We start from the raw sequence: 14,763 nt of genomic DNA on the forward strand, positions 1-14,763 counted from the left end.
ATTGGATATTGCGAATATCAGGTTGCACCTGATTGTTGCTAGGGGAATCCCTTATGCAGCGGAACCTAACGCACAAACTATGGTCGTTGCGCGCGGAAGTAGCGGATATCAATTACGCAGCCAGTAAAGCATGATGTTAATGTGACATCAATGCTTCGGCGTGGCATTTTAGAGGGGTCAAGCAACGGCAATCATGGCCGATAACCTTCCTTAAGCGAACTCATCCGAACAAGACCTGGAGTGATCAATGGCCGGCATTCTCGACACGGTAGACCAACGCACGCAACTGGTGGGTGAGAATCGCCTGGAAATTCTCATGTTCCGCCTCGCCGGGCGTCAATTGTTCGCGATCAACGTCTTCAAAGTGCAGGAAGTCCTGCAGTTGCCGAAGCTGACCCTGATGCCTCAGCGCCATCCTTTCGTGTGCGGGGTGGTCAATCTGCGTGGCCAGACTTTGCCAGTCATCGACTTGTCCCAGGCCATTGGCATGCGTCCTCTGGTGCCGGGGCCGGGCAGTACGATTATTGTCACTGAATACAACCGCTCTGTGCAGGCATTCCTCGTCGGTGGCGTGGACCGCATCGTCAACATGAACTGGGAAGCTATCCTGCCGCCGCCGAGCAGCGCCGGTCGCCAGCATTATCTGACGGCCATCAGCAAGGTTGACGATCAGTTGGTTGAGATCATCGATGTGGAAAAGGTCTTGGCCGAGATCGTCCCTTACAACGCCAAGGTATCCCGTGAAAAGCTGGCGGATCCTGTGCTGGAGCACGCCCGGGGCCGTGAAGTGCTGCTGGTGGATGACTCGAACGTGGCGCTGGCACAGTTGCGTGACACATTGGGACAGTTGGGCGTGAAGATGCACATCGCCAGCGATGGTCTCAAGGCGTTGAACATGCTCAAGGCCTGGGCGGATACCGGCGTGCACATGACCGACAAGTTGCTGATGGTCTTTACCGATGCAGAGATGCCGGAAATGGATGGCTATCGCCTGACCACCGAAATTCGCAACGATCCGCGTCTGCGTGGCCTTTATGTGGTGCTGCACACGTCCTTGTCGGGCAGTTTCAACGACTCGATGGTGAAGAAAGTCGGCTGCGATAACTTCCTGTCCAAATTCCAGCCGGACAAACTCGTCGACGTAGTTCGCCAGCGCCTGATGCTTGACGAAGTGCCTGCCTGATCAGGACCACACTCAACGGTGGGGGCCGTCTCGCCCCTACAGGTTTTTGCTCTTTGATTCGGCGATCAAGCTCGTATAGGGTGGAATTTTTGCCATCCAGGGAGCCGGCCATGTTGCGTCTGAGTGCGCTTTATCGTTATCCGTTGAAATCCGCCAGGGGCGAAATCTTGCAACAGGTCGGCCTCGACAAATTGGGGCTGGACGGAGATCGACGCTGGATGCTGGTCGATGAGCCCAGTGGTCGCTTCCTGACCCAGCGCGCGGTGGCGAAAATGAGTCAACTGTCGGCCCTGTGGAACGCGCAAGGCGGATTGACCCTCAATGCGCCGGGCCAATTGTCGATGGATGTGGCGTTGCCCGGCAGTGACGCAGAGCTGCGTGGCGTGACGATCTGGCGTGACACCTTGCGTGTTCCCGATGCCGGTGATGCGGCGGCGGCCTGGGTCAGCGATTTCATCGGTAAACCGACACGTCTGGTGCAGGTGCCACTGGAGCGGGCACGAACCACCCAGGCGGGCTTCGGCAATGAGGATGATCAAGTGGCGTTCGCCGATGGTTTTCCGCTGTTGTTGATCGGCCAGGCCTCTTTGGACAACTTGTCACAGCAGGTCGGGCGCCCGATGGAGATGTTGCGTTTCAGGCCGAATCTGGTGATCGAGGGCAGCGACGCCTTCGCCGAGGATGGCTGGAAGCGCATTCGTATTGGCGAGATCGAGTTCCGCTTGGTCAAGCCGTGCTCTCGCTGCATTCTGACCACCATTGACCCGCAAACCGGCGATCGCAGCATTGATCGAGAACCCTTTGCGACATTGCAGAAATACCGCTCCACAGCAGACGGTGCAATGTTCGGCCAGAACCTGGTCAACGATGGCAATGGCCGACTTGAAGTCGGCATGCCGGTCGAGATTCTCGAATAGTCGTCGCAGAAATGAAAAATGCCCGTGTCCAGAGACACGGGCATTTTTTTGTGCGGTAAAACGCCGAGGGTATTAGCCGCGGTATTCGCACAGGTAAGCGGTGTCGACGGCCACTTTGAGCTGGAACTTGCTGTTGGCAGGCACGTTGAACTGGCTACCGGCGGCGAAAGTTTCCCAATCGCTGCTGTCTGGCAGTTTGACTGTCAGTGCACCGCTCACCACATGCATGATTTCACGCTGGCTGGTGCCGAATTCGTATTCGCCCGGAGCCATGACGCCGATGGTCGCGGGACCTTCTGCGGTGCCAAAGGCGATCGACTTGACGGTGCCGTCGAAGTACTCGTTGACTTTAAACATGGGCGATTCCTCGAAAAGGGCTTAAAAGGGCCGGCCAGTATGCACAAGGCCCTGGGTGCCGTCACCTGTCTAAAGCGGAAGAACCAACGGCAAAAGCCGTGCAGTATTGCGCGCATCTTCCAGCGCACGGTGTTGCTGGCCGGTGAACTGCAGGCCTGCCAGTTGCAGGGCGCCATTGAGCCCGAGTGGACGTTCGAGTCGCCTTGCCTTGGCAAACCGCTGCTTGAGGTTCATGTGGGGTACGTTGGCCAATACGCTGTCGAGTTGCAGTCGTTGCCACTCCTGCAGTAATTGTTTGCGGTCGTAATCGCCCCAGCTGACCCAGCCTTCAAGGCGCGTATGGTGTTGGCCAAGCCAGCGCTCAAAGGCTGGCCAGACCTCGCCCAGCGGGTGCGCGGTATCGATGTTGGTTTGGGTGATGTGCGTTAAATCCCGACAAAAAGGCGTCAGCAAGGGCCTCCGCAACGGCCGGACGAAACGCTGGAAGTGATCCAGCTCCCGCCCCTTGCTATCCACCAGGGTCGCGCCGATTTCGATGATTTCCATTTCCGTTATCGGCCAGCCACCCTCATCGGTGGTGGCTTCCAGATCGATGACCAGCCAGTGAGGCATTGCAGGGTTCCTGATATCCGCGTCTTGATAGCGCTTGAGCGTAGCCAAACCCGGCGGTTCCGCCTAGCGGCTTATTCGACCTCCAGCAGAATCTGGCGGTTTTTGACTTGATCGCCGACCTGTACCTGCAAGCGCTTGAGCACGCCGTCGATGCCGGACCTGAGCGGGTGCTCCATTTTCATGGCTTCCAGTACCACCAGCAGTTGCCCTTTGGTCACAGAACTGCCTTCTCTGACCAGTACATCGACAATCGCTCCATCCATGGGGGCCTTGAGGGTGCCGGTGCTGATACTGGCCTGAGTGCTGACCGGCGCTTGGGTGCGATCCTCCAACCGCAAACTGCCCGGCCGGGTGAACAGCCAAAGTTGCCCGGTCACCAGACGATAAGCATGACGCTGGCGAATGCCGTCGATTTCCAGGGTGGCCCAGCGCCCGTCGCACTGGATGATCTTCAGATTAATCTGCTGACTGGCGGCTTGAATCCGCAATGGCTCACCCGGTACGGCGTTCAATTGCACCGACCAGTCTTGATCCTCCAGCCCCATACGATAGTGCAGCGGCACGCTGGCGTTGTTGCGCCAACCGGCCAGCGGAGCGGGGTGCGTCATCGTCGACGCCTGATAAAACAGCGCCGCGGCAACGGCCAATTGTTCGGCGCTCGGCACGTGGGCATGTAGACAGGCATGCTCGGCAAAATGTTGGGGGATGAACCCGGTGCTGAATTCGCCGCTGGCAAATTGCGGATGCTCCAGCAGACTGGTGAGCAAACGCTGATTGCCGTGCAAGCCCAGCAGCACGCTGTCTTGCACCGCCCGCAACAACTTGCGCCGCGCCTCGTCGCGCGTGGCGCCGTGAGCGATGATCTTGCCTAACATCGGGTCATAGAACGGGCTGACGGTGTGGCCTTCGATCAGACCATGGTCGATTCGCACGCCATCCTGCAATGCCGGTTCCCACGCCGTGACCTGTCCGGTCTGCGGCAGGAAACCTTGCGCAGGGTCTTCTGCATACAGGCGCGCTTCCATGGCGTGCCCGTTGAGTTGCACCTGCTCCTGACGCAGTGGCAGCGCTTGCCCTTCGGCCACTTTCAGCTGCCAGGCAACCAGGTCTAATCCAGTAATCAGTTCGGTGACCGGATGCTCCACTTGCAACCGGGTGTTCATCTCCAGGAAGTAAAACCGGCCGTGCGCGTCCAGCAGAAATTCCACCGTGCCGGCGCCGACATAATTTACTGCTCGCCCGGCTTTGAGGGCCGCTTCACCCATGGCCTGACGCAATTCGGTGGTCATGACCGGGCAGGGTGCTTCTTCGATGATTTTCTGGTGGCGACGCTGGATCGAACAATCGCGTTCACCAAGGTAAATCAGGTTGCCGTGCTGATCGCCGAACAGTTGAATCTCGACGTGACGAGGCTCGATCAAGGCTTGTTCGAGTATCAGTTCATCGTTGCCAAAGCCATTCAAGGCTTCAGAGCGCGCGGTGCGAATCTGCTCAAGCAGGCTTGCTGCGTCGTGCACCAGACGCATGCCACGACCGCCGCCGCCGGCACTGGCCTTGATCATCAGCGGATAGCCGATTCGCTCGGCTTCACGGCTCAGGCTTGCGTCATCCTGTTGTGCACCTTGATAGCCGGTGATGCACGGCACTCCGGCTTCAATCATGGCGATTTTCGACAGGCGCTTGCTGCCCATCAATTCGATGGCTTCGGGGCTGGGGCCGATGAAGGTGAGACCCGCTGCCTGGCAGGCGCGGGCGAACGCGGCGTTTTCCGAGAGAAAGCCGTAGCCAGGATGGATCGCGTCCGCTCCTGTGCGACGAGCCGCGTCGATGATTGCCGGAATGTTCAGATAAGAATGTTGCACCGGGGCCGGGCCGATGTTGACCGCTTCGTCCGCCATCTGCACATGCAGCGCATCGGTGTCGGCATCGCTAAATACAGCGACCGTGCGATAGCCCAGCGCCTGCGCGGTGCGCTGGATGCGGCAGGCGATTTCACCGCGGTTGGCGATGAGGATTTTTTTGAGTCCGGACATGGGGTGGCTCTCTGAAAGTTGCGGTGTCTGGTCGGGCCTCATCGCTGGCAAGCCAGCTCCTACAGTGGATTTATGTCGCACACAGAACCTGTAGGAGCTGGCTTGCCAGCGATGCTTTCAAGAAGCCCACCCCGGTTTACGTTTTTGCAAGAAGGCCATCGTTCCTTCGACCCCTTCAGGCCCGGTCACCGCTTCGCTGAACCATTGGGCCGCTTGATCGAGCAGGGCGTCCGACGGTTGTCCTGCACTCGCCAACAAGAGCTTCTTGGTTGCCGCGTTGGCCCCCGGAGCACAACACAACACATGGGCCAAGACCTCGTCGAGGCGCTCGGCCAGCGTCTGTGGATCGTGTTCCACAAAATGCACCAGCCCCATCCGCCGCGCCTGGATACCATCGAAACGGGCCGCTGTCAGGGCCAGTCGCCGGGCCTGGGTCAGGCCGATGCGTTGCACCACGAACGGCACGATCTGCGCGGGCAACAGGCCGAGGCTGGTTTCCGGCAGGCCGAATTGCGCTGAATGATCGGCCATGGCGATATCGCTGACACACGCCAGTCCTAAACCACCGCCCAATACAGCGCCTTGCAGCACCGTGATCACCACTTGCGGCGTGTGTTGCATCTCTTGCAGCAGCGCACCGAACACCCGGTTCAAATCGCGGTGGGCATTGGGACCCTGAGCGCGGGCGTTGGCCAGGTCCTTGAGGTCGCCGCCGGCACAGAAGTGCCCACCGACGCCACCAATCACCAGTGCGCGAACCCCTGGCTTATCGCGTACCGAGGCCAGCACCGAACGTAATTCGGTGACCATTTGCAGGCTCATGGCGTTGCGACTTTCCGGCCGGTTGAGGGTGATGTGCAACACGCCGTTGTGCAGCTCCAGCAGCAGGGTTTGGCAAACCGGCAGGTTGTTCATTGCTTTTTCCCCGGCAGGATACCCATGAGTTTGCAGATGATCCCCAGCATGATTTCGTCGGCACCACCGCCAATCGATACCAGCCGTACATCACGATAGGCGCGGGCCACCGGGTTGTCCCACATGAAACCCATGCCGCCCCAGTATTGCAGGCAACTGTCGCTGACTTCGCGCCCCAGCCGCCCGGCCTTGAGCTTGGCCATGGACGCCAGCCGCGTAACGTCCTGGCCTTTGACGTATTGCTCGGTGGCCTGGTAGACCAGCGCGCGCAGGCATTCGATTTCGGTCTGCAGCTCGGCCAGGCGAAAATGGATAACCTGGTTGTCGATCAGCGCATTGCCGAAGGTTTTACGTTCCTTGCAATACTCGATGGTGCTGTCGACGCAGTACTCCAGGCCCTTGATCATATTGGCGGCGCCGAACAGGCGTTCTTCCTGAAACTGCAACATCTGCATCATGAACCCCGCACCTTCATGGCCGACGCGGTTGCGCTGTGGCACGCGCACGTTGTCGAAAAACACCTGGGCGGTTTCCGAGCTGCGCATGCCGAGTTTGTCCAGATGCGAGCTGAGGGTGATGCCCGGCGCGTTCATCGGCACCATGATCAGTGACTTGTTGATGTGCGGTTTGTCGTCCGAGGTGTTGGCCAGCAAGCAGATGAAGTCGGCGCTCGGCGAGTTGGTGATCCACATCTTGCTGCCGTTGATCACGTAGTCGTCGCCGTCCTTGCGTGCGCAGGTTTTCAGCCCGGCCACGTCTGAACCGGCACCGACTTCGGAAACGCCAATGCAACCGACCTGCTCGCCGCTGATGGCCGGGCGCAGGAACTCGTCGCGCAACTCATCGGAACCGAAACGGGCCAGCGCAGGGGTGCACATGTCGGTCTGCACGCCGATGGACATCGGGATGCCGCCGCAATGGATGGTGCCGAACTCCTCGGCAGCGACAATCGAGTAGCTGTAGTCGAGCCCCATGCCACCGAATTTTTCCGGTTTGGAAATGCCCAGCAAGCCGAGGTCGCCGGCCTTGCGGAATATTTCGTGGATGGGGAAGCGCCCGGCTTTTTCCCATTCATCGACGTGCGGATTGATCTCGTGCTCGACGAATTGGCGCACCGTGCGGCGCAGCGCTTCGTGTTCCTGGGTGAAGATCATTTTTATTGTTCTCCTGACGATCAATTCAAAAACGCGAAACGCCAAAACTGTTGGTTTGAAGCGACCGCACTTCAGCTTCGTGGCAGATATCGAGTAAATAACCGAGCAACGTCCGGGTATCTCGCGGGTCGATAAGGCCGTCGTCCCACAGATTGGCGCTGCAGTAGAGCGCCGTGGACTGGCTGTCGAGTTTCTGCGCGGTGACCTGTTCCAGCATGTCGAGCATTTTCGGGTCGGGCACCAATCCATCATTGGCCTGTTTGGCCTCGGTGACGATGCGCAGCACCTTGCCTGCCTGGGCACCGCCCATCACCGCGGTGCGGCTGTTGGGCCAGGCGAAGATGAAGCGCGGGTCAAGGCCACGCCCGCACATAGCATAGTTGCCGGCACCATAGGAACCACCGACGACGATGGTCAGTTTCGGTACTCGGGCGTTGGCCACCGCTTGAATCATCTTGGCGCCATGCTTGATCACGCCTTGTTGTTCCGATTCGGTGCCGACCATGAACCCGGTGGTGTTGTGAAAAAACAGCAGCGGTGTCTGGCTCTGGTCACACAGCTGAATGAACTGCGCTGCCTTGCTCGCACCTTTGGGCGTGATCGGGCCGTTGTTACCGATGAAACCACAGGTTCGACCCTGGATTTTCAGATGACCGCAGACGGTCTGCTGATCGAACTCGACCTTGAAGTCGAGGAAGTTCGAACCATCGGCGATACGGGCGATGATTTCGCGCACGTCGTAAGGTTTTTTCGGGTCGTCCGGGATCAGCCCCAGCAGTTCGTCGATAGGGTAGAGCGGCTCTGCCCATTGTGCTTCAGGTCGCCAGGGCAGTTGATCGTTCCACGACAGCAGGCTGACGATCTCGCGCACCTGATGCACACCGTCGGCGTCGTTTTCCGCCAGGTACTCGGCGGTGCCGGCGGTTTGGGCGTGCATCTCGGCGCCGCCCAGTTCCTCATCGGTCGCGACTTCACCGGTGGCCGCCTTGAGCAGCGGCGGGCCTGCCAAAAACAATTTGGCCTTGCCGCGTACCACCACCACGTAGTCCGACAATCCAGGTTGATACGCGCCGCCTGCAGTGGCGGAGCCGTGCACCACGGTGATCTGTGGCAGGCCCATCGCCGACATCCGCGCCTGGTTGGCAAAGCTGCGCGCGCCTTCGACGAAAATCTCCGCTGCGTAATTGAGGTTGGCGCCGCCGCTTTCGGCGAGGGTGATCACTGGCAGTTTGTTTTCCATGGCGATCTGTTGCAGGCGCAGGGATTTTTTCAGACCGCTGGGGGAAATGGTTCCGCCCTTGATCGCACTGTTGTTCGCCACCACCAGCACCCGCACGCCCGCAACGTAACCGATGCCGGCGATCAGGCCGCCACCGGCAGAGCTGCCGTCCTTGTCATCGTGCAGTTTGTAGCCGGCCAGACTGGCCAGTTCGAGGAACGGCGCGCCGGGATCGAGTAAAAGATTGAGGCGCTCGCGGGGCAATACCTGGCCGCGTTTCTCGAACTTCGGCTTGGCTTCGGCAGCCTTGGTCAGCAGGTTCTGTTCAAGGGTGCGGACCTGCTCTACAGCGTTCAACATCGCCGCACGGTTCTGCGCGAACTGTTCGCTATGGGGATCGAGTTGCGACTGAATCACCGGCATGGGTTATTCCTTGTCCCTGAGGACATCGGGAAGGTAGGCACGGTGGAAACCGTTGTAAGACTCACTGTTGGTCGCCTTGTGGATCGGCCACGCGCGCCCGCCGAGGCTGGCGGCTCCGTCGATGCGTAATGTGCTGCCGCTGACAAATGCAGCCGCTGGGCTGAGCAGGAAAACAATCGCCGCGCTGACTTCCGATTCTGTCCCGATGCGTTTGAGCGGCACGTGTTCTCGCAAGGTCGGGATCACGGCCTTGAAGGCACCTTCGTAGGTGTCCATGCCGCTGGAAGCAATCCAGCCTGGCGCCACGGCATTGACTCGCACGCCGGCGTAACCCCATTCGAACGCGGCGGTCTTGGTCAGGTTATCCATGCCCGAACGCGCAGCACCGGAGTGCCCCATTCCGGGCATGCCGCCCCACATGTCGGCCAGCATGTTGACGATGGCGCCGCCGTGCTTGCTCATGGACTGATTGAACACTTCCCGGGCCATCAGGAAACCGCCGACCAGGTTGGTGCGCATCACGGTTTCGAAGCCTTTTTGATTGATCGACGAAAGGGCGCAGGGGTACTGTCCGCCAGCGTTATTGACCAAGCCATGAATGGGGCCGTGCCGGCGGATCAGCTCGCTGACCAGGTGCGTGACAGCTTCTTCGTCGCGTATATCGCAAGCCGCCCAATCGGCTTTGCCACCGTCATCGGAAATTTCCGCCGCAACGGTTTTGAGCTTTTCGGATTTGCGTCCGACCAGCAGCACGTGGGCGCCGAGGGCGGCCAGTTCGTGGGCCGTGCAGCGGCCGATGCCACTGCCGCCACCGGTGACAATGATGTTTTGGCCAGCAAACAGATCGGCTTTGAAAATCGAATCGTAGGCCATGGCGGCAGTCCTCTACTTGACCTGGTCGGCGATGCGCTGCGGCACCGGAATCTGGATTTCCAGCAATTGCTGGGCGAAGGCCTTGCCTTGCGGGTCGATCCGCAGGCTGGCGATGCCGCCGCCACCGAGGGCGTTCTCCAGCAGAAAATTCAGGCTGTGGCTGGCGGGCAAATACCAGCGTTCAACGCGCCCGAACACCGGGTCGAGGACATGGCTCATCCAGTCGACGATCACTTCCGGGGTCAAGGCTTCGGCGATCCACGGCAGGTATTCGGGCTCGCGGGCCATGACGCCGATATTGCTGTGGTTGCCCTTGTCGCCGGAGCGCGCGACCGCGAGTTTGATCAAGGCCACGCTGGCGTCGGCACGACCATCGGGTTTGGGTGGTTCGACCGGGATGGGTAAGTCGCGGGTGTCGAGCGCATCCAGGGCGGGCAGGGCACACGGGTGACGACGGCCCATGAAATCAATGTCCAGCGTGCAGGCGGTTTTGTCGATCAGGAACGAGAACAGCCGGATCAGGGGATACACCGTCGGCCGGCCACCGACAATCCCGGTCAGCCCCGGCGCCATGCCGGTGGCGGCCTGAGCGATTTCCCGGGAGAACATGATCAATGCCTGTTTGTTCGGATGGCGCACGGCGAGTTTGATCACCACTTCGCGAGTGTCCTGGCGCTGGCCGTGGGGGCCATAAGTAGCCTCGCTGCCGAGCAGTTCGATGTTCACTTCGCTGAAGGGTGCCCAACCCCGCTGGCTGAACATTTCCGATGTCTTGTTAATGATCGCGTCGCTGACGCGCCGTGCCTTGGCGAATGCATCGATGCCGGCGATCAGGCAGCTGGCGGTGCAGCGAAAGCCGTCCGGGTACGTCGCGCTGACCTTGTACTGAGCGGTCGGCGGCAAGCCTTTCGCGCCGTGGACCCGGACCGCGTTCTTGCCTTGTTGCTGCAGTTTTACTTGAGTGAAATCGCAGACCACATCGGGCAGCAGATAGGCCCGTGGGTCACCGATCTCATAGAGCATTTGTTCGCCGACGGTCAGCGGCGTGATCAAGCCGCCGGAGCCTTGCGGTTTGCTGACAACAAACTGACTGTCGGCGCTGACTTCGACGATCGGGAAACCGATGTGCTCGTAATCGGGTACCTCGCGCCAATCGGTGAAATTGCCGCCAGTGCACTGGGCGCCACATTCGATGATGTGCCCGGCCAGTGCCGCCTGGGCCAGTTTGTCGTAGTCATGCCACGACCAGCCGAATTCATGCACCAGGGCGGCGCTGACCACCGCGCTGTCGACCACTCGCCCCGTGATGATGATGTCCGCCCCCAGACGCAAAGCCTCGACAATGCCTGGCGCACCCAGATAGGCATTGGTCGATACGCATATCGATGGCAATGGCGCGCCGTTGAACATTTCATGAATGCCGAGGCTACTGAGTTGTTTGAACTGCGGTTGCAGGTCATCCCCCAGCAGCACAGCGATTTTCAGCGTCACGCCGGCCTTGTCGCAGGCAGCTTGCAGCGCGGCGGCGCACGCTTTCGGGTTGATTCCACCGGCATTGCTGATGACGCGAATTTTTTGTTCGGCCAGGTGTGAAAGCAGGGGGCTGAGGACTTCAATGAAGTCACCCGCATAACCCGCTTGGGGATCTTTCATTCGTGCACCGGCCATGATGGACAGAGTGATTTCTGCCAGGTAATCAAAGACCAGATAGTCCAGATGCCCGTGCTCCACCAGTTGCGCGGCCGCTGTCGAGGTGTCGCCCCAGAAGGCACTGGCACAACCGATACGAATCGTTTCAGGCGAAATCCGTTGCATAGTCACCTCCAGCCGAAGTGCATTGACATTACCAAGCAAGCGCTTGGTTTGTAAATGCCCGAACCTTTCTTCTGCCCAAGCGCTTGCTTGGTTAAAGCCGTCAGCTTAAATTGCCCGCGCAACCCCATTGTTTCCGGGGGGCTGGCGCATTGGATTGATCGACTGTAGGAGAGAATGGGTGGACGAGCAAAAAGCCCTGAGCGTCATGCGCGAATTGGTCGGCAACGGCCAGTTGACCGATCCGGACAGCGCCCGTGGCAAGCTGCTGCAAGTGGCGGCTCACCTGTTCCGCAATAAAGGCTATGAGCGTACGACGGTACGTGATCTGGCCGGCGCCGTGGGCATTCAGTCCGGAAGCATCTTTCATCACTTCAAAAGCAAGGACGACATCCTGCGGGCGGTAATGGAGGAGACCATTCGCTACAACACCGCCTTGATGCGCGCGTCCCTCGCCGAGACAGGCAATGTGCGTGAACGTGTGTTGGCGCTGATCCGCTGCGAATTGCAGTCGATCATGGGTGGCAGCGGCGAGGCCATGGCGGTGCTGGTCTACGAATGGCGGTCGCTGTCCGGGGAGGGTCAGGCCAAGGTGCTGGCGCTGCGGGATATTTATGAGGACATCTGGTTGCAAGTGCTGGACGAGGCCAAAAGTGCCGGTTTTATTCGAGGGGATGTGTTCATCACCCGACGGTTTCTGACCGGGGCATTGTCCTGGACCACGACATGGTTTCGCGCCGGTGGCAGCATGAGCCTCGATCAATTGGCCGAAGAGGCGTTGATTCTGGTGCTCGAAGCGAAGCAATAAGCTTGTAATGGATGGCAAAATGCTGGCTAATTGAGCGAAACGCTTGGCGCCAATGCATTGATGCCGTTCTATCGGGGAGTGGTTTGTTTTGATGGGGTTGCCAATCCGGACGGTCTCGCGGCTTTTGCTGGCGGCGCTTGGGGCATTATCGATGGTGCCGTCCCAGGCCGCGCAACTGGTGCGCGTGGGTGCCGCTCACTTTCCGCCATACACCGTGCGCCCGGAATCGGGGGCCGACACCGGATTGCTGCCGCAGTTGATCCACGCCCTCAATGCTTCTCAAGCCGACTATCAGTTCGTGTTGGTGCCCACCTCCATTCCTCGGCGCTTTGGCGATTTCAAACAGGGCCGGATCGACATGGCCTTCTTCGAAAACCCCGCATGGGGTTGGGACAGCGTCCCCCACACCTCCGTCGACATGGGCCTGGAAGATGCCGAGATTTTTGTCGCGCGACGCCAGCCCGATCGGCAGCAAGATTACTTTGCCGACCTGACCGGCAAACGTCTTGCGCTGTTCAGTGGCTATCACTACGAGTTCGCCAGTTTCAATGCCGAGTCCCAGTACCTGGCGAAAACCTACAACGCCACGCTGACCTATTCCCACGACAGCAACCTGTTGATGGTGTTGCGCGGGCGCGCCGACATTGCCCTGGTGACGCGCTCTTACTTGAGCGATTACTTTTTGCGCAACCAACAAGTCGCCAAACAATTGCTGGTGTCCGAGCGCGTCGACCAGGTCTATCACCACTACGCCATTGTTCGTCCCGCCTCGCCCATCAGCGGCGAGGCCTTCACCAGGTTGCTGCAAGGCTTGCGGGACAACGGTCAGATGCTGAAGATCTTCGACCCCTACGAGATTGCGGTGATGCCGGTGCCACACACTGAAAGGACGTCACAAGTCGCGAACTGACGGACTTTTCTTAAATTTCCCCCAGCGGCCCACGTCACATCGTTGAACAGTCGACGATTATCGCGAGCCCGACCCATGCCCAACCTGAATGACCTCAACGCCCTGCACCGACCGACTGGCAGCAGTCTTGTGGCGCATGAAACCGAAACCCGCTTGAGCCCGCAACCCTGTCCTGGCGATTCACCGACCGGCAACTATCCACAGCAAATGGTCATGAGCGCTGGCAAGCGACATCCCCTACGGCCGCTTAAACCCGATGGTGAAGTCTATCGACGCTTCGACGCACGACTGGGCGTGTGGGTGTCCTTGCGCACATTGGACATCGAAAAGGATCTGGCGCGTTTCAATCGTTGGCAGAATAACCCGCGAGTCGCGAGTTTCTGGCAGGAGGAGGGCAGCCTCGAACAACATCGCGAGTACCTGAGCAAACTCGAAACCGACCCCCATACCCTGATGTTGATCGGCTGCTTCGGCGACCAGCCGTTCGCCTATTTCGAAGCCTATTGGACCAAGGAAGATCGCATTGCGCCGTTCTATGACGCGGCCGATTACGATCGCGGCGTTCACATGCTGGTCGGCGAAGAGAATCACCGCGGACCGCACAAGGTGGCGAGCTGGTTATCGGCGCTGGTGCATTACCTGTTTCTCGACGAATCGCGCACGCAACGTGTCGTCGCTGAACCTCGCGCCGATAACGCGAAGATGATCGGCTATATGCAGGATCAAGGTTTTCACTGCGAAAAAGAATTCGACTTTCCGCACAAGCGGGCGGCCTTGATGGTATTGGGGCGCAAGGATTTTTTTGATCGGTGCGAATTGGCGCAGAAGTAAAAGATCGCAGCCTTCGGCAGCTTCTACAGAAGTGGACCGTAGGAGCTGCCGAAGGCTGCGATCTTTTATTCAGTGGCGGGCAGAGGATTCACCACGGCTTCCCGAGACCTTGCGGCAATGCAACAGGGCATCACGAATCATGAAGTTCACCAGGGTCGGCGAGACACCGAGCTCCTTGGCGATGTCTTTTTGTGGCACCCCGTGCAAGCGATACATCTCGAAGGCATAACGCGTACGGCTCGGCAGCTGCGTCAACGCATCGGCGATGTGTTCCAGGGTCGAGAAGTTGATGTGCGACGTTTCCGGTGACGCGCCTTGAATCACCACGTTCAGGCCTTCCTCTTCGGGGCCGGAATACTTCTGCTCCAACGCCTGCTTGCGGTAGTGATCGATCGCCAGGTTACGCACGATCTGGAACAGATAACTGAGCTGTGCCTTGATCGAACTGGTGATTTGCGGCGCTGATTGCAAGCGAAAGAACGCATCCTGCACAACATCTTCAGCTCGGGAGCGGCAGCCGGTAATTCGCGCTGCGATCTTCACCAGAATCAGTCGATTATCGACAAAAGCCTGAAGTAGCGGTGTATCGCACCTGCTTGTGGACACTGGTTCCATCATGGAAATCACCCTGCTGCCAAAAGGTTAGTGGGACGGGATAAACCGGGGGGCCGTCCTACGCGTCGAGCGACAAATTAGGCTTAATGATAATGATTGTC

At 59.3% G+C, this 14,763-nt stretch carries 13 protein-coding genes and 1 pseudogene; 5 read left to right on the forward strand and 9 right to left on the reverse strand.

The features are described 5' to 3' along the window. Nucleotides 1-247: 247 nt before the first annotated feature. The gene (locus AD668_RS06590; protein WP_053155929.1) at nucleotides 248-1,183 is read left to right on the forward strand and encodes a chemotaxis protein CheV; all 936 of its coding nucleotides are present in this window, start codon (nucleotides 248-250) and stop codon (nucleotides 1,181-1,183) included. Nucleotides 1,184-1,293: 110 nt separating this feature from the next. Further along, the gene (locus tag AD668_RS06595; RefSeq protein WP_053155932.1) at nucleotides 1,294-2,100 is read left to right on the forward strand and encodes an MOSC domain-containing protein; all 807 of its coding nucleotides are present in this window, start codon (nucleotides 1,294-1,296) and stop codon (nucleotides 2,098-2,100) included. Nucleotides 2,101-2,172: 72 nt separating this feature from the next. On the opposite strand, the gene AD668_RS06600 is transcribed toward AD668_RS06595, so the two are convergent. The 8 genes from AD668_RS06600 to AD668_RS06635 form a co-directional block, all read right to left on the reverse strand. Next, complete coding sequence (locus AD668_RS06600) at nucleotides 2,173-2,457, reverse strand: pyrimidine/purine nucleoside phosphorylase (RefSeq protein WP_007940055.1); 285 nt, start codon at nucleotides 2,455-2,457, stop codon at nucleotides 2,173-2,175. A gap of 69 nt (nucleotides 2,458-2,526) precedes the next feature. Then, nucleotides 2,527-3,069 carry an exonuclease domain-containing protein gene (locus AD668_RS06605; protein ID WP_053155935.1) on the reverse strand — a complete coding sequence of 181 codons (543 nt, stop codon included), beginning with the start codon at nucleotides 3,067-3,069 and terminating at the stop codon, nucleotides 2,527-2,529. 71 nt (nucleotides 3,070-3,140) lie between these two features. Next, nucleotides 3,141-5,102, reverse strand: coding sequence for an acetyl/propionyl/methylcrotonyl-CoA carboxylase subunit alpha (locus tag AD668_RS06610; protein ID WP_053155938.1), 1,962 nt, complete (start codon nucleotides 5,100-5,102; stop codon nucleotides 3,141-3,143). A 117-nt stretch (nucleotides 5,103-5,219) separates the two neighbouring features. Continuing rightward, the gene (locus tag AD668_RS06615; RefSeq protein ID WP_053155941.1) at nucleotides 5,220-6,017 is read right to left on the reverse strand and encodes an enoyl-CoA hydratase/isomerase family protein; all 798 of its coding nucleotides are present in this window, start codon (nucleotides 6,015-6,017) and stop codon (nucleotides 5,220-5,222) included. Then, on the reverse strand, nucleotides 6,014-7,171 hold the full coding sequence (atuD, locus tag AD668_RS06620; protein WP_053155944.1) for a citronellyl-CoA dehydrogenase: 1,158 nt from the start codon (nucleotides 7,169-7,171) through the stop codon (nucleotides 6,014-6,016). The genes AD668_RS06615 and atuD overlap by 4 nt, the downstream gene beginning before the upstream one ends. 25 nt (nucleotides 7,172-7,196) lie before the next feature. Next, complete coding sequence (atuC, locus tag AD668_RS06625) at nucleotides 7,197-8,813, reverse strand: geranyl-CoA carboxylase subunit beta (protein ID WP_053155947.1); 1,617 nt, start codon at nucleotides 8,811-8,813, stop codon at nucleotides 7,197-7,199. Nucleotides 8,814-8,816: 3 nt separating this feature from the next. Then, the gene (locus AD668_RS06630; RefSeq protein ID WP_053155950.1) at nucleotides 8,817-9,686 is read right to left on the reverse strand and encodes an SDR family oxidoreductase; all 870 of its coding nucleotides are present in this window, start codon (nucleotides 9,684-9,686) and stop codon (nucleotides 8,817-8,819) included. A gap of 12 nt (nucleotides 9,687-9,698) precedes the next feature. Then, on the reverse strand, nucleotides 9,699-11,501 hold the full coding sequence (locus AD668_RS06635; RefSeq protein ID WP_053155953.1) for an acyclic terpene utilization AtuA family protein: 1,803 nt from the start codon (nucleotides 11,499-11,501) through the stop codon (nucleotides 9,699-9,701). A gap of 178 nt (nucleotides 11,502-11,679) precedes the next feature. On the opposite strand from AD668_RS06635, the gene AD668_RS06640 reads away from it, so the two are divergent. From AD668_RS06640 to AD668_RS06650, 3 genes and pseudogenes are all read left to right on the forward strand, one after another. Beyond that, nucleotides 11,680-12,306: a TetR/AcrR family transcriptional regulator gene (locus AD668_RS06640; RefSeq protein WP_053155956.1), complete on the forward strand. Its 627-nt coding sequence runs from the start codon at nucleotides 11,680-11,682 to the stop codon at nucleotides 12,304-12,306. 91 nt (nucleotides 12,307-12,397) lie between these two features. Continuing rightward, the gene (locus AD668_RS06645; protein ID WP_082344427.1) at nucleotides 12,398-13,216 is read left to right on the forward strand and encodes an ABC transporter substrate-binding protein; all 819 of its coding nucleotides are present in this window, start codon (nucleotides 12,398-12,400) and stop codon (nucleotides 13,214-13,216) included. Nucleotides 13,217-13,375: 159 nt separating this feature from the next. Further along, nucleotides 13,376-14,047, forward strand: a pseudogene (locus tag AD668_RS06650) (GNAT family N-acetyltransferase); the annotation flags it as partial. Between the two features lie 69 nt (nucleotides 14,048-14,116). Here AD668_RS06650 and AD668_RS06655 read toward each other — a convergent pair. After that, nucleotides 14,117-14,665 (reverse strand): RNA polymerase factor sigma-70, encoded by a 549-nt coding sequence (locus AD668_RS06655; protein ID WP_053155962.1) that lies wholly within the window; start codon nucleotides 14,663-14,665, stop codon nucleotides 14,117-14,119. Nucleotides 14,666-14,763: the final 98 nt, after the last annotated feature.

This window comes from Pseudomonas sp. P1.8 (assembly GCF_001269805.1).
Lineage (GTDB): Bacteria > Pseudomonadota > Gammaproteobacteria > Pseudomonadales > Pseudomonadaceae > Aquipseudomonas.